The sequence below is a fragment of the Salinivibrio sp. VYel1 genome, assembly GCF_009377945.1.
GTDB lineage: Bacteria > Pseudomonadota > Gammaproteobacteria > Enterobacterales > Vibrionaceae > Salinivibrio > Salinivibrio siamensis.
On the sequence record NZ_RSAM01000009.1, the window covers coordinates 92,220 to 110,675 of the forward strand.

Genomic DNA, 18,456 nt, shown 5'->3' on the forward strand with positions numbered 1-18,456 from the left:
GGGCAATATGGAGTTTATCTTATGACAGGTGGTGTTCTTGATTCGGTCAACCAGCGTACACAGCTGGTAGGGCAAAACCGGTTAGAGCTGTTGACTTTCCGCCTGATGAGAAAACAGCGCTTTGGCATTAATGTTTTTAAAGTCAAAGAAGTGTTGCAGTGCCCACGGCTCACCGCAATGGCAAATTTGCATCCTTTGGTGAAAGGAGTGGCCCACATCCGCGGTCAAACCGTCTCTGTCATCGACATGAGCCTAGCAACTGGCGGGCCAGCTATTCCCGATCCAGAGAACCGCTTTGTGATTATTGCCGAGTTTAACCGTTCCATGCAGGGCTTTTTAGTCGGCTCGGTCGAGCGTATCGTCAATATGAACTGGGAAAAAATTCTTCCTCCCCCGCAAGGGACAGGACGATCGCACTACCTCACTGCGGTCACCGAAATTGATAACGAGTTGGTGGAAGTGCTCGACGTTGAAAAAATTCTCAATGAAATCGCGCCTGTGAATGAAGATGTGAGTGAGGAAGTACTCTCGAAACGTGAAGAGCGGGAAGAAAGTGCTCCGAGTCAAGTGCTAGTGGCCGATGATTCCAGCGTTGCACGCCGACAGGTGAAGCGCGCGGTTGAAAGCGTCGGTTATGACGTTATCTTGGTACAAGATGGCAAAGAAGCACTCGAAAAACTGAAAGAAATGGCCGCTGAGGGAAGCATCTATAGTCAACTTGCCTTGGTGATCTCCGATATCGAAATGCCTGAAATGGATGGGTATACCCTCACAACTGAGATTAGAAAAGATTCGAGTCTTAAAGATCTTCATGTAGTATTGCACTCATCATTGAGTGGGGTATTTAATGAGGCCATGGTTGAGCGTGTCGGGGCTAACTCGTTTATCGCGAAGTTCGACCCTGACGAATTGGGCTCTACCGTACTCGAGGCGGTTAAGTCGTAACCCAACCAAAGCGATTGAGTTAATTAATGACAAATGTAGCAATCAGTGACCAAGAATATCGAGACTTTTGCAAACATCTCGAAGCCAAGTGTGGGATCGTACTGGGAGACAGCAAGCAGTATCTGGTACGTAGCCGCTTGAGCCCGCTGGTGAATAAATTTGGTGTGGGGTCGCTGTCAGAGTTGATAAAGTCAGTCACCACTGGACGTAATCGCGAGCTGGCAGTCGCTGCGATAGATGCGATGACCACCAATGAAACCTTATGGTTTCGCGATACTTATCCGTATGAAGTGCTGGCACATCGTTTGTTACCCGAGCTAGCCAAATCTCGTAAGCCGATAAAAATCTGGTCTTCAGCAAGCTCCTCAGGGCAGGAGCCCTACTCCATTGCCATGACAGTGGCGGAAACCCAGCAACGCAAACCTGGCATGCTTGGAAGCGTGAGTATCACCGCGACTGATATATCGACATCCATGCTGGAGGCGTGTCGCCAGGGGATATACGACAACTTGGCACTGGGACGCGGACTGTCGCCGGAACGTCGACGTACCTTTTTCGAGGACGTGGGAGATGGCAAAATGCGGGTGAAAGAAAATATCAAGCGCATGGTGACGTTCCGCCCGCAAAACTTGATGGAAAGCTATAGTCTGTTAGGCAAGTTCGACATCATTTTTTGTCGTAATGTACTGATCTACTTTTCACCTGATATGAAAGCCAAAGTGTTGAATCAGATGGCGGGGGCATTGAATCCTGGCGGTTACTTGATCTTGGGCGCGTCGGAGTCACTCACGGGGTTAACCGATAAGTTTGAAATGATCCGCTGTAACCCCGGCATTATCTATAAGCTTAAATAGCAGGCGGCAAAGCGGCACATGGTTTGCCGCTTTTTACATCTCTCTGCCGCTCTCTCACTTTTTATCGATAGACATTCCTGTCTCTCACCCCACGTCCCACCTGAGCTGAAGACAAAAACAAGGCCTTGTTGAAAACTTGGCACCCTGTTTGCTTTATTACATGCAGTAAGAACTCGGAGGTTGTCCATGGCGATCACATTTGACAATGCACTTGGTGTGCACCAGCACACAGTTGGCGTTAGAGGCAAGCGGGCAGAAACCCTGTCTAGCAACATTGCGAATGCCAACACGCCAGGTTACAAGGCGCAAGACATCGACTTTCAACGCGCCTTAAAAGCGGCAACATCCGAGGCAAGTATTGGCCTAAGCCGCACCAATGAGCGGCACATTGCTGCCTCTAGCCAGGTGATGGGGGAAAAGAAATACCGTATCCCCACGCAACCAGACACTGGCGATGGCAACACGGTTGATGCGCAATTAGAAAAGAATTTGTTCATGCAGAACGCACTAGAATACCAAGCCTCACTGGACTTTCTTGGCTCTAAGTTCAAGAACATGAAGAAGGCATTGAATGGGAAATAATCGATGAGTTTGTTTAATATTTTTAACGTGTCGGGATCGGCGATGAGTGCCGAGTCAGTACGATTGAACACCACATCAAGCAACCTGGCCAATGCCAACTCGGTGAGCAGTTCTGCGGAAGAAACGTATCGAGCTCGGCATCCGATTTTCTCTGCGGAGCTTAACCGCTTTAAACAGCAAGGGGAAAGTGTGCCGGTCAACATTGACGGTATTGTGGAAAGCCAAAAGCCATTACGGGCGGAATATAACCCTGATCATCCGATGTCGAATGAAGAAGGGTATATCTTCAAACCGAACGTGAATGTCATGGAAGAAATGGCGAACATGATTTCGGCATCGCGGGCCTACCAGACCAACGTGCAGGTTGCCGATGCCAGTAAACAAATGCTGATGCGTACGCTTCAGATGGGGCAGTAATGTAGGAGGCGAAGATGGCCGGAATCGACGGTACAGGTTCGAGTAACGGACTGTCCTACATTGACCAGCTAAAGGCGCAGCAAGAGAAAAAACTGCAAGAGAGCCAAGATAGTACAACAGGCAAACAGGCACTCAAGCAAGAAGACTTTCTTTCTCTGCTCACCAAACAGCTGTCACAACAGGATCCGTTCAAACCTGTCGATAATGACAAGATGATCTCGCAGATGGCGTCTTTTGCGACGGTAGAAGGCATCGGCAAAATGAACAATCAGTTTGATACGTTCAACGAGTCGATTACTTCCAACCAAGCATTGCAAGCGTCATCCTTGGTCGGACGTGATGTCCTTGTGCCTGGATCGACAGGTGTTAAAGGAGAGACTGGCGGTGTGGCTGGTATGGTGAAGTTGCCGCGTGCGCTCGATAACGTCAGTGTCCGAGTTGAAAACGAACAAGGACAGCTATTACGAACGTTCAGTATGGGTGCCAAACCGCCGGGCGATCACCGTGTGGAATGGGATGGGCTCGACGATAACGGCAATCCTATGCCGGAAGGGACCTATAAGCTCAAAGTTAGCGGCTTGGTTGATGGCCAAACTCAAGAGTTTGATGTGTCGACCTATGCCAATGTAAACAGTGTCTTGCTGGGGAATGGCGATGGCAACGTGATGCTAAATCTTGCCGGCTTCTCCTCACCGTTTAAGCTTGCTGAAGTGCTAGAGGTCGGTAATGCCGACGTCGGAAATGTGACGAAAGGCTAACCGATTTATTAGGAGTGAAAAGCAATGGGTTTTAATATTGCGTTAAGTGGCCTTGGTGCGGCCCAGAAAGACATGAACACCACCAGTAACAACATCTCGAATGCCAATACGTATGGCTTTAAGGAGTCACGTGCTGAGTTTGGTGATGTCTACTCAACCTCCATCTTCTCTAATTCGAAGACCACGAACGGGACCGGTGTACAAACGTCGACCGTGGCACAGCAGTTCCACGAAGGCTCGAGTATCTACACCAACAACCCGCTTGATTTGCGGATTAGCGGTAATGGTTTTTTCGGCGTGTCAAATGACAAGCTGCAAAACAACGATTACCACTTAACGCGCAACGGTGCCTTCCACCTTGATAAAAATAACGACATTATCAACTCTGAAGGCCAGTATCTGCTCGGTTATAATGTCGACCCTGATACTCAGCAGGTTTCGTCGTATGAGCCGCAGTCGCTCAATGTCCCAGATCAGTTTGGCCAGCCTCGTGCGTCACAAAATGTTGATATCGGCTTGAACTTGCCTGCCGGCGGGGAAGAGAAAGATCCCGCGCAGTTTAATTTTGAAGATCCAGAAACCTACAATAAGCAAACCTCTGCCACAGTCTATGACTCCCTCGGTCAGCCATATAAGTTGTCGACGTACTATGTAAAAGGCAACGATCCGGCGAACCCGAACAGCTGGTCAGTGTACTACACCATGACAGATCCTGAAGGCGAGAAGCCGGTGAATATTCAAGGTGGTAACGTGACGAGCGCGTCTGGACAGGTTGGCCACACCATCGACTTTAACTCTGATGGTTCAGTGAACAATATCAATGGTGGCAACCCGATCGTGACCGATGCCCTAGGGCCTGCGGGGGCGGGATTGGAAATGAACGGCGCGAATGGTGATCAGCAGCTCACGCTCAACTTCGATAATCCGACCCAGTATGCGGCACCGTTTGAGATGCGAAAATTCACCGATGATGGCGCAACCACGGGGTATCTCACCAAAGTCGACATTGATCCTAAAGGCACTATCATGGCGACCTACAGTAACGGCGAAAATGTCGCGCTAGGACGAGTGGCGATGGTGCGTGTTGCCAACCAGCAAGGCTTGGCACAAGTGGGCAATACGCAATGGGACGTGACGCAAGATTCGGGTGACCCCGTTTTTGGTGAAGCGATGCAAGGAGCCTTCGGGCAGGTAAAAAGTGGCACGATCGAACAGTCCAATATCGATATGACCCAAGAGTTGGTTGATTTGATCACCGCGCAGCGAAATTTCCAAGCAAACTCTCGTGCCTTGGAAGTGAGCAACCAGATGCAACAAAATATCCTACAGATCCGCTAGCGATGATACGCCTTGCCGCTTAGCCATAGGGCGGCAAGGCTTTTCCATTCTCTCCCTTTTTTCTTTCTTTTTAACCACACCACATCCCTGTTAAAGTGCTGATATTTAACGATTTAAATTACTGGCACGCTCTTTGCTTTCTTCTCTGTAGAACGATTGTGGAGGCAACCAATTATGGATCGCTCGTTATACCTAGCCATGAGTGGCGCAAAGCAAGATATGCAGGCCATGCAACTGCGCGCCAATAACCTGGCCAATGTCAGCACCACAGGCTTTCGAGCAGATTTAGAGCAATCTCGCTCCATGCAGGCCTATGGTGAAGGACTACCCAGCCGTGTGTTTAACATGACTGAGCGACCTGGATACAGCTTTGAACAAGGCTCGACGATCACCACTGGCCGAAACCTCGATGTGGCGGTGCAAGGTGAAGGCTGGATGTCAGTGCTAGACAGCCAAGGGCAAGAAGGCTATACCCGTGCGGGCCATCTCAAAGTGGATCAAACCGGCTTACTCCAAAACAGTAATGGTAACCTCATTGTCGGAGAGAGTGGGGGCCCGATATTTATTCCCCTCCCTGCAGCCAAAATTGAAGTGGGCAAAGACGGCGGTGTCTCTGTACTCCCCCAAGGTGCGCCAGCTGATGCGATGGAAGTGGTGGATAGAATCAAACTGGTTCGCCCAGATAATCAAGATCTCTTTAAAGACAAAGACGGCGTGTTCAAACCCAAAGAGCCCGGCACTGTGTTTCCGGCCGATGCGGGTGTGACGTTGCAAACGGGCGCGTTAGAAGGCAGTAATGTCAACGCTGTGGGTGAGATGACTGGGTTAATCGACTTGCAACGTCATTTTGAAATGCAAGTGAAGTTAATGAAAACCGCGGAAAAAATGGACGAGTCGTCTTCATCGTTATTACGGCTTGGCTAAGGTTTATTAAGAGGAAGTAATTATGCATCCAGCATTATGGGTCAGTAAAACCGGACTTGATGCGCAGCAGACCAATATCTCGACGATTTCGAATAACCTAGCCAACGCATCCACGGTCGGGTTTAAAAAATCACGCGCGGTGTTTGAAGATCTCTTCTACCAGAACATCAACCAACCAGGTGGGCAATCCTCACAGAACACTGAGTTGCCAAGTGGATTGATGCTCGGTGCTGGTTCAAAAGTGGTGGCCACTCAGCGCGTGCACACCAATGGTAATGTGCAAACCACAGACAATGCCCTTGATATGATGATTGAAGGGGATGGCTTTTTCCAAGTATTACTGCCTGATGGCAACATCGGCTATCAGCGTAACGGCCAATTTACCCTGAATGACGAAGGCACGATAGTGACATCAGGTGCGGGCTATACGCTAGAGCCAGAAATTACTGTTCCTGAAGACGCGGTACAAATTACGGTCGGAACGGATGGTGAAGTGTCTGTGCGATTACGTGGTCAACAAGAGAACCAAGTACTCGGGCAAATAACCACGGTTGATTTTATTAACCCAGGTGGGTTGGAGCCTATCGGCCAGAATATTTACCTGCCCACTGGTGCGAGTGGTGATCCTCAAGAGGGGGTGCCTGGACTCGATGGGTTCGGTGAAGTGAAGCAATCGATGCTGGAAACCTCTAACGTGAATGTCACCGAAGAGCTGGTGAATATGATTGAGGCTCAGCGCGTCTACGAAATGAACTCCAAAGTGATCTCGTCGGTCGACCAGATGCTCAGCTACGTCAATCAGCAGCTGTAATAAGGGTTAAGGAGGCAATGATGACGGTGCAACGTATATTAATCCCAGGCCTTTTCCTTGCCACCTTGTTGGGGCTAGGTGGCTGTTCATTGCCGGGGCAACAAGACACAGGCAGTGATCTTGACCAAGCGACCTCGACCACCGACGCGGTCGAAGGGGACACCACACCGGACAGCGAAGGCTTGATTGGCTTATTGCGTCAACGTGAAGACCCCAAAGCGGATGATCCAGCGTGGTCGCCAATCCGGCCGCAACAAGCGCCCGAGCATTACGCCACGGCGACAGGATCCTTATTCAACGTGAATGACCAGCGTGACCTGTACGATGGTTCAAAACCACGTAGTCTGGGTGACATTGTGACCGTGATGCTGGAAGAAAACACCCAAGCGCAAAAAAGTGCCAGTTCTGACTTGGCTAAATCCAATGATCTCAGTATGGATCCCTTATCACTAGGCGGTGAGGAGATCACCATTGGTGAGCGAACACTGTCGTACGAGGTCAGTAACGACAACTCGGTAACCGGCTCCACCTCGGCGGATCAGAGCAACAGCCTGCAAGGCTCTATCTCTGTACAGGTGGTGGATGTACTCGCGAATGGGAATTTGATGGTACGCGGTGAAAAGTGGCTTACCTTGAATTCAGGGGAGGAATATATCCGCCTCAGCGGTACAATTCGCCCGGCCGATATTGGCCCTGACAACACCATTGCTTCGACCCGTATTTCCAACGCTAGAATTCAGTATTCAGGGACAGGTGAGCGACAAGATACCCAAGAGCAAGGCTGGTTGGCACGATTCTTTAATGTCACCTTGTAGCCCTACAATGTGTCGGAGAGTTGACGTGAAAAAGTGGTTGTTATCGATAGTCTTGCTGATGGTGGCGATGCCAAGCCTCGCCGCACGCATCAAAGATGTGGCGGAGGTCGCAGGGGTACGCAGTAACACCCTAACCGGCTATGGCTTGGTGGTGGGGTTACCCGGTACAGGTGAAAGCACGCCCTTTACCGATCAAAGCTTTAAGTCGATGCTGGAAAACTTTGGCATCCAATTGCCGCCAGATATCAATCCTCAATCAGCTAACATTGCCGCCGTTGCCGTCACCGCTGACTTGCCCGCGTTTGCAAAACAAGGTCAAAAACTTGACGTTACCGTGTCGTCGATTGGTTCGGCAGAGAGCTTACGTGGTGGCACCTTGTTACAAACTTTTCTCAAAGGCTTGGATGGTAATGTCTATGCGACCGCACAAGGAAACTTGATTGTGGGCGGTTTTAGCGCCACCGGTGCTGATGGCTCTCAGTTGGTGGGCAACACCCCAACCGTTGGACGGATCACTAATGGCGCGTCCGTTGAGCGGGAAGTTCCTAATCCTTTTGGTCGTGGTGATTACCTGACTTTCAACTTATTCCAATCCGACTTTACTACCGCACAGCGTATGGCGGATGCGGTTAATCGCTTTCTTGGTCCGTCAACCGCATCAGCTATGGATGCAACCTCAGTGAGAGTCAGAGCACCGCGTGATGTTAGCCAGCGTGTGGCTTTCTTATCAACGGTTGAAAATATTGAGTTTCAGCCGGGTGATGCGGCAGCGAAAATAATCGTTAATTCTCGCACTGGCACGATTGTGGTCGGGCAAAATGTGCGCCTTCGCCCAGCGGCGATCACCCATGGTGGCATGACGGTCTCGATCCAAGAGGACTTCAATGTTGATCAGCCTAATCCATTAGGTGGCGGTGAAGCTGTGGTCACGCCTGATACCGAGATCAATGTTGAGGAAGAGCAAGGGCGGATGTTCCACTTTAAACCTGGCGTGACATTAGACGACTTAGTCCGCGCCGTGAATGGCGTTGGTGCTGCTCCCTCCGATCTCATGGCGATTCTGCAAGCGCTGAAACAAGCTGGGGCCATTGATGGCCAATTGATAGTGATATAGGGCAACGCATGAAATCTCCTGTTGATAGTCAATTTGTACACGATATAAGCCAGCTCGACTCACTACGTCGCCAAGCCGTGAAAGGGGAAGAAGGGGATGAGCAAGCGGCGTTGCGTTCAGCCGCCGAGCAGTTCGAGTCCTTATTTACCCAGATGCTGTTCAAGTCAATGCGTGATGCCAATGAGGCGTTTGAGTCTGATTTAATCGACGATCGTACCTCGAAGTTTTATGAGCAGATGGCCGATGAACAAATGGCCAGTGAACTAAGCCGAGAGGGCTCACTGGGCCTCGCGGATATGATTGTTGAACAATTAGGCAAAGCGCAAGGCGACAGCCAGCCAGATATGAATGAAGCGGCTCGCGCGTCGGCGCAATCTTTGCCGTTGGATCAAAACCGTAGTCGAGAGGCAGCAGAAAAAGCGATTGCGGCGCTCGATAGTCAGTCTATCGCGCCGCCAGTCGCCAGTCCCCCTACGCCCCAACGTTCAGAAGGCTTCGATTCGCCTGATTCCTTTGTGAACACGCTGGCACCGCATGCTCGTCGCGCGGCCCGCGCGTTAGGCACGGATCCGGCGATTATTCTTGCTCAAGCAGCACTAGAAACCGGTTGGGGAAAAAAGGTTATCGCCAATGCCCGCGATAACAGTCATAACTTGTTTAATATAAAAGCGGATCAACGTTGGGGAGGCGATAAAGTCGCCACACAAACCCTAGAAGTGTATGACGGGATCCCGGTCAAAGAAACGGCAAGCTTTCGGTCGTACCCCTCCTATCAAGAGAGTTTTGACGATTTCGTCTCATTTTTGCGTGACAACCCGCGCTATGAGCAAGCTTTATCGCAATCTGCGCAACCTGAACAGTTTATTCGGGCACTTCATCAAGCCGGATATGCCACCGATCCGGAATATGCCGATAAAGTCATTCGTGTGCTCGACCAAGTGCGTGGCATGATGGACTAAGGCGGCGGCAGGCAAGAGCTTGCCGTTTTTACTTCATCTTGCTTTAATTGTACTCTTGAACTCCTTAATACATTGTTTTAATGAGACAATAACTCAAATTCACTCCTTGGCTCAATTTTTGCTTAACCCCTAGTATCTCGTTTTAATTGCCGGGTTATTTGGAGGCACAATGGGCTTGGACCTGCTTTCCCTTGGGTCGCAAGGCGTACTGACTGCGCAGCGACAGCTGAATACAACAGGTCACAATATCTCTAACGTGAATACGGAGGGATATAGTCGTCAGTCGGTTGAGCAAAAAACCAATGATGTCCAGTTTTGGGGCGGCAATAACTACGGCACCGGTGTCCATGCCGCGGCAATACGCCGCAACTATGACAAGTTTGCGGTCAACGAGTTAAATGTCTCGACGTCAAACCTTTCTCATGCTGCTGCCCGCAATGAACAGCTTGGGCGGCTTGACGATATGATGGCGCATTCGGCCAAAAAAATACCCGAGAATATGAACGAATTTTATGGGGCGGTCAAAGGGCTGGCAGATAGCCCCAGCGACATGGGCGCTCGTAAAGTCGTGCTCGAGAAAGCGCGTATGGTCGCTTCTGGTATGAACGATGTTTATGGTGTGTTGCAGCAGCAATCAATTGATACGTCCTCGCAAATTGATGCCACCGTCAAACGAATGAATGACATTGGTCAAGAGTTGGTGGATGTGCATAAAGCCATACTGAAAACGCCCGCCGAAGCCAATGACTTGCTAGACCGGCATGACAAGCTGATCAAAGAGCTCTCTGAATATACGCAGGTGAGTGTGAACGCGCGTGAAGATGGGCTATTCAACGTGATTATCGGCAGTGGCCATATGTTGGTGTCAGGGATGAATAGTAGCGAGTTGACCACCTTGCCGGGCAAGCCTGACCATCAAGAGCGTCGTTTGGCGTTGGTGGAAGGTAAGACAGTGAAAGCGATTTCTAATCAAGACATCCGCGGCAAACTCGGGGCATTGTTTGAATATCGTGATGATACCTTAGGACAAGCGCGAGACGAATTAGGACGGATGGCCATTGGCTTTTCTGAATCGCTCAATGACTTACAGGGTCAAGGGTTTGATCTTAACGGTGAGGTTGGCAAGAACATTTTCACTGACTACAACAGTGACCGTATTGCGAGTGCGCGCGCGATAAAAAGCGGCGACTCTACCGCTGACTTGAAAGTTTATATCGATGATCTTCAGCAGCTCAAGCGGGGTGATTATCAACTGAAATTTGATGGCACCCAATATACCCTCACCTCACCGGATGGAAAGCAATCGACGGTGACACCGAGTGGCACGCCGCCTAGTTTTAATGTCGACGGGATGCGAGTACAAGTGGATGCCGGGTTGGCGGCTAATGAGCGCGTTTTAATTCGGCCCGCTCGCTCAGCGGCTGGGCAAATGCGTGTGACCATGGAGGATCCGGCGAATATTGCGGCGCAAAGTTATGTCAGTGCAAGCTCGGTGAGTCATGGCGACGGTGATGTGCGAATTTTACAAGCCGGTGGACAAAAAGAGTTTCAAGTTCGGCTCTCCCCCGATGGCAGCCAATTTGCGGTGACCGATCCTAAGGGGCAAGTCTTGGTCGCGCCACAAGCCTACCCACCGGGTGGACCGATTGATGTCAATGGCACTGTCGTTGAGATCAACGATAAAGCGGCACCGGATGATGTGCTGGCTATCAGCCTTATCCCGGCTGATGGTGACAATAGTAATCTTATCCGCATGCAAGAGCTGCAAACGGAAAAACTGATGGATAACGGTCGCTCGACGGTGCTCGATGTCTATGAGGGACTAAGTACCGATCTTGGGGTGCAAAAAGCCTCTTATGAGCGTCTGCAAGATGTGAGTATGGTTGAACACGATGCCGCAGAAAGTCGTGTGGCGGAAGTGTCTGGGGTGAACCTGGATGAAGAAGCGGCCAATATGATGAAGTTTCAGCGCGCGTACATGGCGGCGTCACGGATTATGACCGCCGCTAACGAAACATTTGACTCTCTGCTCAATGCAACGCGATAAGGTAGGACAGTATGATTAGTCGTATTGCCAGCTTTCACAATTACCAGTCGGTCTCCAACGACATTATGCGTCAGAATGTGAAGGTGCAGGATAACCAAGAGCAGATGGCGACGGGGAAACGTGTTATTACATCCGGTGATGATCCGGTGTCGTCTATCTACATTCAAAACTTTCGCCAGCAAGATGAGCAGATTGACCAATTTATTGACTCGATAACGTTAGCGCGAAACCGACAAACTCGCGAAGAAATCGCGATTGATGAGTCCGAACAGCTCATGGACGGCGCGAAACGCAAAGTGATGGCGATGATCAACGGCTCGTTATCGGTGGAAGACCGCACCGCGCATCGGCAAGATTTGCAAGGGATGTTTGATAACTTTATGGACTTGGTGAACACCAAGGATGAGTCAGGCAATTTCTTGTTTTCTGGTACCCAAACCAGTACGCAGCCTTTTTATCGTGATAGCCAAGGCAACGTGCGTTATGCGGGGGATAGTTACTTTCGTACGGCCCAAGTAGCCCCAGCGGTAGAAGTGCCGACGTCTGATCCAGGCGATAAACTGTTTATGGAAATTGATAACCCTTTTGGTGATTATCAGCCTGAATACGATCTTGAAGACGGGTCTTTACTGCTGATGGCGAAAGCGGAAAATACCAATGATGCGGATACCTCTAACTATTCGGTGTCTTTTGACGTTAATGCGAGTGGGGACACCACCTACTCGTTGATGCAAGATGGTACTGAGGTCAGTGCCGGGCTGTATGATCCTCAAAACGGCGTTGAGTGGAACACGCTGAAAATGACTTTCGAGGGTGAGATGAAGCCAGGTGATACCATTAACCTTGAAAGGCAAGACAGTTTTAACGTTTTTGATTCGTTTAAAAATGGTGCCGCGCTGTCTTATGCCGATATTGACGATGCGTCTGCCACAGCAGAACTCCACCAAGTGACCGAACAGTTTGCAGCAGCCTTCAAGCATTTGAACAAGGCTCGTTCAGAAGTGGGAACACGACTGACCACCTTAGATAGGCAAGAAAGTATGCACAAAGACTTCAAGTTGGTACTCAACCGCTCACTGGGCACCATGGAAGACCTGGACTATACCCAGGCGGCCATCGATATGAACGAGGACATGCTCGCGCTGCAAGCGTCCCAACAGGCCTTTGCCAAAACGAAAGATCTCTCGCTGTTTAATTATATCTAACCCAAAGCGTAAGCCTTTGTTGGCCACAAGGTGCCGAAGATAAGAGAAAAACGGGGTCGCATCAGCGGCCCCGTTTTGTATTCGTTTAGACTTGCAGTCTCATCCTTCAGGGGCAGAGGTCACTCACCATACGGTGTGCCATGGCATCGAGCAGGGGTTGCTTATCTTTGAGCATGGGCGGATAACTGAACGCGTACTCATGGTTCCCCGGCATCGCGTCAGGGGTTTGCATATCACTGTGCTGATGGCCGGCAAAAAACACATAACATGGGGTGCCAACTGCAACCGTCAGCCTGTGTACCGCTGTCCCTGCGGTAAACACACCAGACAATTGTTTGATTGTGTGCGCCGTCCCCATAAAGTCATTTTTAAGATCCAGTCCCGGCAAGGAGACGATCTCGACCCCCGTTTGTTTCTTAATTTTACTGAGTTCTTTATCACACTCGCCATATTGCAAATTGACAAATTGGGCATTGGGGCAAAGCTGGCGCATGGTTTTTATCCAGCCAGCCAATTCATCCGCGACCAAATAGTGAATATTACGGGTGGCGGCGGCGAGGCCACTTCGCCAACACACGCCAAACACGGGCCCGTGTTGATGTAGCTCGGCTAACGGGGCGATCCAAGGCGCATCGGCGGCGACATCTGGGACAATGTAGGTTTGGTGATACAAATGGCGCCCAAAGTGTTGGTAGCACAGGCCCGCCAACGAGCCACCGGCAATCCAACTATCAATATCGGCCAGGACATGCTCTGGCACAAAAATGTCTTTCCCGTCAGTACGAGAAATGGGCACAATTTCCGTGCTGGGGAAAGCTTGGCGTAGTAGGGGCTCTAAGCGGGGATCACAGCCGACATACACTTTCCGAGTGCGTTCAACCACCATGGCAACATTGTGAAAATAAGCCAGTTCATCCCCAACCCCTTGCTCGGGCATGATAAGCACGGCATCGGTTTTTGGCCGAGATAAATCCCAACGGGGTAAGTTGCCGTGATATTTGAGGCGGCGACCGCATTCAATCCCAGCTTCATTGGCTTGGTAGAATTTCTCCCAGGCCATTTGCGTACGATAGACAAACGCCAGGTTAAATCGCAGTGCCTGATCATCCGGCTGCGCCGATAGCAATGCTTCTAGACGATGCTGTGCTTGCTCAATATCGCCCATATACCAATCAAGCTCGCCCAGTTGTGCTTGTAACGTATTGGCTTGCTTATCCTTGACATGATTGAGTGCCTTGAGGTGGATCTGGTAGCAATCGGTTAATTTATCTTGGGTAAATTGATGGTGCTGCTTGAGCAGTTCGAAGGTCGCACGGGCATGGGCATAGTGTAGTTCACCGCGCTCAGGTTCATCACGCAAACATTGTTTGGCCAGTTTACTTGCTTCTAGCCAGTTAGCTTCATTGAGATAAACCACTAGGAGTTGACGCAAAAATGCCGTGTCTTGCGTTTGCTTATAGGTCGTTAAACAGCGCTGGCGCGCGCTGGCATACTCCCCCAGTCCGGCTTCTGCGCGGATGAGTAGCAGTTGCCAAACTGGATGAGCCTGTGCTTTTTCACTGCCACGTAGTAGCAATTGTTGTGCTTTGCCGAACGCTTTCTGATCCAATGCTTGTTGCGCCAATGCCATCAGCGCCGGTGGGTAATCCGGCTCCAGCGTGAGTATGGTTTGGTAAAGCTGCTCAGCTTGGTCACTATGCCCATCAGCGACCAAATCAGCCGCCACTGACAAGGTTTTGTTAATTTCATCGGCCAGCCCTTGGTTTTTTAGCTGGTGGAGCTCGTCACGCAAAGCATGCGTTCGACGACTTTCTCCCTGTAGGCCGAGCTTGGCTGTTAACTGCTCACGCAAATTAAGGATGTCTTGGTTCGTCGGAGCGGCGGCAAACAATGTCTCAACAAGTTCCATGGCCGCGTGATTATGCCCTTGTTGCGTCAATAACTGTGCCTTATCGAATAACAAAGACAGATCGTCAGGGGCATGCTCAAGCGCGTGGTCAAGGTGAGCCATTGCTTGCGCGTGTTGCCCCGCTTCCGCATCCAATACGGCCAGCACTTGCCGCACTTGCACGGTATCGGGTGCGTGGCTCAGTATTTGCTCGAACACTTGCCGCGCGTCGGTTTTCTTCCCTTCTTGGTAAAGACGAATCCCGAGCTGGAAGGCGTCATCCAGCGTCATATTAGTGTGGCCGTCATTGTCTTGCGTCATCGGTTACATCGTCCTGTTATCCGTGAGAGCCTCGCGTATTACCGCAAGAGGCTGGCGAGCATCGATAAGCCAATAATTTAGCAAAAAATATGCCTCGCGTCCGGCTGTTGAGCGAAGTTGGCCGCTAACTTGCAGGCTAACGCTCACATAGACGGCAAAAGCTAGGCGAGGCATTGCCGCACCTTGCCGCCAAGCACAGAAAAGCGGCAGCGCTTTTTGAATCAATTTTGGCTGTTAGTACAACGAAAAGCGTTTAAAATCATGATTTTTAAGGATTTAAAAAAGTTGGCACACATATTGTATTTATTCGAACAAGCGGCCAGTTTTTGAACGGGCTGATTTTGAAACTGATTAACAAGCTGTTCCCGCAGCACCGCCAAACACAGTGCAACACGTCGCGGGTAGGCTGTTTCGCAAAGCAAGCGAAAGTCAAAGGAGAGCAAAATGGGTGTAACAGTTAACACCAACGTGTCTGCGATGACTGCGCAGCGTTACCTGAATAAAGCGACCGATGAGTTGAATAATTCAATGGAACGTCTGTCGTCAGGTAGCCGAATTAACAGTGCTAAAGACGACGCGGCGGGTTTGCAGATCTCTAACCGTTTGGTTGCCCAAACACGAGGCCTTGATGTGGCAATGCGAAACGCCAATGATGGTATTTCTATTGCGCAGACTGCCGAAGGGGCAATGCAGGAATCGACCAACATTTTGCAGCGTATGCGGGATCTTTCCCTCCAGTCTGCAAACGGTGCCAATGGTAAATCTGAGCGTGTCGCTATCCAAGAAGAGGTAGAAGCACTGAAAGATGAGCTTAACCGGATTGCTGAAACCACGGCGTTTGGTGGCCGTCGATTGCTTAATGGCTCGTTTGGTGAAGCCTCGTTCCAAATTGGTGCGGATGCCGGTGAGGCGATCATCATGGGACTATCGAGTATTCGCGCTGATGATTTCCGCATGGGTGGCGTAGAATTTGTTGGCGGTCAACCCAAATCAGCTGGGTGGGAAGTGGATGGCGCAGCCTCGACATTACAGCTGCAATTTACGACTAAAGATGGTGAAAACATCAGCTTGAGCATTAATGCAAAAGCGGGCGATGATGTCGAAGAGCTGGCCAGCTATATCAATGGTCAATCGGATGAAATGCTCACCGCATCGGTTGATGAACAGGGGCAATTGCAAGTCTTTGTGCAAGAGCCCGATGTGCAGGGGGCGGTCACATTTAGTGGTGGTCTAGCGGCATCACTTGGTTTAGCGAGCGGTAATGGCGATCTGGTCTCTACTGCTGACATTGATGTGTCAGATGTGGGTGGCGCGCAAATGGCTGTGGGGGTGATTGATTCGGCTATGCGCTATATTGACAGCCAACGTGCGGACTTGGGTGCCAAGCAAAACCGACTCAGCCACACCATTAGCAACTTGTCGAATATTCAGGAAAACGTGGCGGCATCGAATAGCCGGATCCGCGATACCGACTTTGCCCGAGAGACCACGGCAATGACCAAAGGGCAGATCTTGCAGCAGGCGGGCACCTCCATGTTGGCGCAAGCGAAACAAATGCCACAAGCGGCACTGAACCTTCTGCAATAATTCTCTTTATATCAACACACTAAAAGCGGCAATGGGTTGCCGCTTTTTTTTGTGCCATTTTTTCGCAAAATCTTGCTAAAGATATTTCTCCTTTGGGCGTTAACCTTCATAGCGCCTTACGGCAGTGGTGTAAATGCACCGCCAAGCACCGACAAAAAAAGCTAAAGCTTTCTCAACGTGCGCCGCTAAATGGGTTGTGAACAATTTTGATACTGGTTTTCCCTGGTCAGCTGGGCGAAGCCGGACCTAGAACCAAAGGAGAATAGTTATGGCTATTACTGTTAACACTAACGTCCCTGCGATGACTGCTCAGCGTTATTTGAATAACTCAACCGATGCGCTGAACAACTCGATGGAGCGTTTGTCATCCGGTTCTCGCATTAACAGTGCTAAAGACGACGCGGCAGGCCTTCAGATTTCTAACCGTTTGATGGCACAAAGCAGTGGTTTGGGCGTGGCTGTACGAAATGCGAATGACGGCATCTCAATGGCGCAAACCGCTGAAGGTGCGATGGAAGAGTCAAGCAACATCTTGCAACGTATGCGTGACTTGTCACTGCAATCAGCTAACGGTGCCAACGGTGATGCTGAGCGTAGCGCAATCCAAGAAGAGGTTGTCGCGCTGAAAGACGAACTGAACCGTATCGCAGAAACCACCTCGTTTGGTGGGGCGAAACTGCTTAACGGTACCTTCGGTACGCGCTCTTTCCAAGTGGGTGCAGACGCCGGTGAAGCTGTGATGATGGAGTTTAAAAACATCCGTGCTGACCACAGCGAAATGGGTGGGGCAAGCTTTACGGCCGCTAACGCTAAATCAGCAGGTTGGACGGCGACTGCCGGTGCCACCATGGCAATCAATATCACTAATGCTGACGGGACGTCCACATCTATCAATGTGACGGCCAAAGGCGGAGATGATATTGAAGAGATCGCTACTTACATCAATGGTCAAGCTCAAGATAAACTGAGTGCGTCTGTGACTGAAGATGGCGAGCTGCAAATCGTAACCGGTGCTGGATCAGATGCCACCTTCACGGGAGCCTTGGCAACATCGCTAGCGATGGGTACCAAAGTGGATGAAACCATTAAAGATGTTGATGTTTCGTCTATGGGTGGTGCGCAAAAAGCCGTGGGTATGATTGATAATGCAATGCAGTTTATCGACTCTCACCGTGCGGAATTGGGTGCGAAGCAAAACCGCTTGAGCCACACCATTGCCAACTTGGATAACGTTAATGAAAACGTCTCGGCCTCTAACAGCCGTATCCGTGATGTGGACTTTGCCAAAGAAACAACCAACTTGACCAAATCACAAATCTTGCAGCAATCTGGTACCTCTATTTTGGCGCAAGCCAAGCAGGCACCACAAGCCGCACTGAGCTTGCTCGGTTAAACCATTCACGAGTGGCGGCCTAATCGCCGCCGCTACGTTTTGGGAGGTGAATAGCGATGGACATTTCATCCGTTACAAATTCATCCCTGCCGCACTCAGCTCATTCTGATGGCACAAAGGTTGCTAGAGATGTAAGAGTTGGAAAAGTACGCCCAGATCCGGTCAGCCAGCACCAGCAGGCAGAGCGTCGTGAGGCGAGAGAGTCAATGCAACAACGCCGTGTAGAGCAGTCACAGCGCATTGAGGAAAATCGTCAGCTACAACGCAAACAACTGGAGAAGTTGGTAGAGCGGCTCGATGAGTTTATGTCCGACTTTAACAAGGGGCTCGCATTCCGTTTGGATGAAGACACAGGACGCAGTGTGGTCACCGTTTATGAAATGAACAGTGGTGACATCATCCGTCAGATCCCAGAGCAGGAAATGTTAGAGCTTGCTAAGCAATTGTCGCAACACGCGCGAGGGCTTGTCACAGAAAAGGTATAACGAGGTGAGAGAG

At 50.4% G+C, this 18,456-nt stretch carries 17 protein-coding genes; 16 read left to right on the plus strand and 1 reads right to left on the minus strand.

Translation table 11 applies throughout. From position 1 onward, the window contains the following. Positions 1 to 21: 21 nt before the first annotated feature. The 13 genes from EHW58_RS10130 (at position 22) to flgL (ending at position 12,769) form a co-directional block, all read left to right on the plus strand. A complete protein-coding gene (locus EHW58_RS10130) occupies positions 22 to 945 on the plus strand; it encodes a chemotaxis protein CheV (RefSeq protein ID WP_152796230.1) in 924 nt (307 codons plus the stop codon). Positions 946 to 971: 26 nt separating this feature from the next. Further along, positions 972 to 1,799 carry a protein-glutamate O-methyltransferase gene (locus EHW58_RS10135; RefSeq protein ID WP_152796232.1) on the plus strand — a complete coding sequence of 276 codons (828 nt, stop codon included), beginning with the start codon at positions 972 to 974 and terminating at the stop codon, positions 1,797 to 1,799. 186 nt (positions 1,800 to 1,985) lie between these two features. Beyond that, complete coding sequence (gene flgB, locus EHW58_RS10140) at positions 1,986 to 2,381, plus strand: flagellar basal body rod protein FlgB (RefSeq protein ID WP_046074968.1); 396 nt, start codon at positions 1,986 to 1,988, stop codon at positions 2,379 to 2,381. 3 nt (positions 2,382 to 2,384) lie between these two features. Next, entirely contained in the window at positions 2,385 to 2,798 is a 414-nt protein-coding gene (gene flgC, locus EHW58_RS10145; protein WP_046074967.1) for a flagellar basal body rod protein FlgC, read from the plus strand. 14 nt (positions 2,799 to 2,812) lie between these two features. After that, positions 2,813 to 3,556 (plus strand): flagellar hook assembly protein FlgD, encoded by a 744-nt coding sequence (flgD, locus tag EHW58_RS10150; RefSeq protein ID WP_046074966.1) that lies wholly within the window; start codon positions 2,813 to 2,815, stop codon positions 3,554 to 3,556. A 24-nt stretch (positions 3,557 to 3,580) separates the two neighbouring features. After that, positions 3,581 to 4,894: a flagellar hook protein FlgE gene (gene flgE / locus EHW58_RS10155; RefSeq protein ID WP_152796234.1), complete on the plus strand. Its 1,314-nt coding sequence runs from the start codon at positions 3,581 to 3,583 to the stop codon at positions 4,892 to 4,894. A 174-nt stretch (positions 4,895 to 5,068) separates the two neighbouring features. Further along, positions 5,069 to 5,818 (plus strand): flagellar basal-body rod protein FlgF, encoded by a 750-nt coding sequence (flgF, locus tag EHW58_RS10160; RefSeq protein ID WP_046074964.1) that lies wholly within the window; start codon positions 5,069 to 5,071, stop codon positions 5,816 to 5,818. A 22-nt stretch (positions 5,819 to 5,840) separates the two neighbouring features. Then, positions 5,841 to 6,629: a flagellar basal-body rod protein FlgG gene (gene flgG / locus EHW58_RS10165; RefSeq protein WP_046074963.1), complete on the plus strand. Its 789-nt coding sequence runs from the start codon at positions 5,841 to 5,843 to the stop codon at positions 6,627 to 6,629. A 20-nt stretch (positions 6,630 to 6,649) separates the two neighbouring features. Next, positions 6,650 to 7,444, plus strand: coding sequence for a flagellar basal body L-ring protein FlgH (locus tag EHW58_RS10170; protein ID WP_152796304.1), 795 nt, complete (start codon positions 6,650 to 6,652; stop codon positions 7,442 to 7,444). Positions 7,445 to 7,502: 58 nt separating this feature from the next. Then, positions 7,503 to 8,558 (plus strand): flagellar basal body P-ring protein FlgI, encoded by a 1,056-nt coding sequence (locus EHW58_RS10175; protein WP_369795706.1) that lies wholly within the window; start codon positions 7,503 to 7,505, stop codon positions 8,556 to 8,558. Between the two features lie 8 nt (positions 8,559 to 8,566). Next, the gene (flgJ, locus tag EHW58_RS10180; protein ID WP_077577998.1) at positions 8,567 to 9,517 is read left to right on the plus strand and encodes a flagellar assembly peptidoglycan hydrolase FlgJ; all 951 of its coding nucleotides are present in this window, start codon (positions 8,567 to 8,569) and stop codon (positions 9,515 to 9,517) included. A gap of 169 nt (positions 9,518 to 9,686) precedes the next feature. After that, the gene (gene flgK, locus EHW58_RS10185; RefSeq protein ID WP_152796238.1) at positions 9,687 to 11,564 is read left to right on the plus strand and encodes a flagellar hook-associated protein FlgK; all 1,878 of its coding nucleotides are present in this window, start codon (positions 9,687 to 9,689) and stop codon (positions 11,562 to 11,564) included. Positions 11,565 to 11,575: 11 nt separating this feature from the next. Beyond that, complete coding sequence (gene flgL / locus EHW58_RS10190; protein WP_046074959.1) at positions 11,576 to 12,769, plus strand: flagellar hook-associated protein FlgL; 1,194 nt, start codon at positions 11,576 to 11,578, stop codon at positions 12,767 to 12,769. Positions 12,770 to 12,875: 106 nt separating this feature from the next. Here the strand turns inward: flgL and EHW58_RS10195 are convergent, their stop codons facing one another. Then, a complete protein-coding gene (locus EHW58_RS10195) occupies positions 12,876 to 14,978 on the minus strand; it encodes a lipopolysaccharide assembly protein LapB (RefSeq protein WP_152796240.1) in 2,103 nt (700 codons plus the stop codon). A 444-nt stretch (positions 14,979 to 15,422) separates the two neighbouring features. On the opposite strand from EHW58_RS10195, the gene EHW58_RS10200 reads away from it, so the two are divergent. From EHW58_RS10200 to EHW58_RS10210, 3 genes are all read left to right on the plus strand, one after another. Then, the gene (locus EHW58_RS10200; RefSeq protein WP_152796242.1) at positions 15,423 to 16,565 is read left to right on the plus strand and encodes a flagellin; all 1,143 of its coding nucleotides are present in this window, start codon (positions 15,423 to 15,425) and stop codon (positions 16,563 to 16,565) included. Positions 16,566 to 16,833: 268 nt separating this feature from the next. Beyond that, positions 16,834 to 17,958: a flagellin gene (locus tag EHW58_RS10205; protein ID WP_152796244.1), complete on the plus strand. Its 1,125-nt coding sequence runs from the start codon at positions 16,834 to 16,836 to the stop codon at positions 17,956 to 17,958. Between the two features lie 86 nt (positions 17,959 to 18,044). Then, positions 18,045 to 18,443 carry a flagellar protein FlaG gene (locus EHW58_RS10210; RefSeq protein ID WP_227486540.1) on the plus strand — a complete coding sequence of 133 codons (399 nt, stop codon included), beginning with the start codon at positions 18,045 to 18,047 and terminating at the stop codon, positions 18,441 to 18,443. Positions 18,444 to 18,456 lie beyond the last annotated feature (13 nt).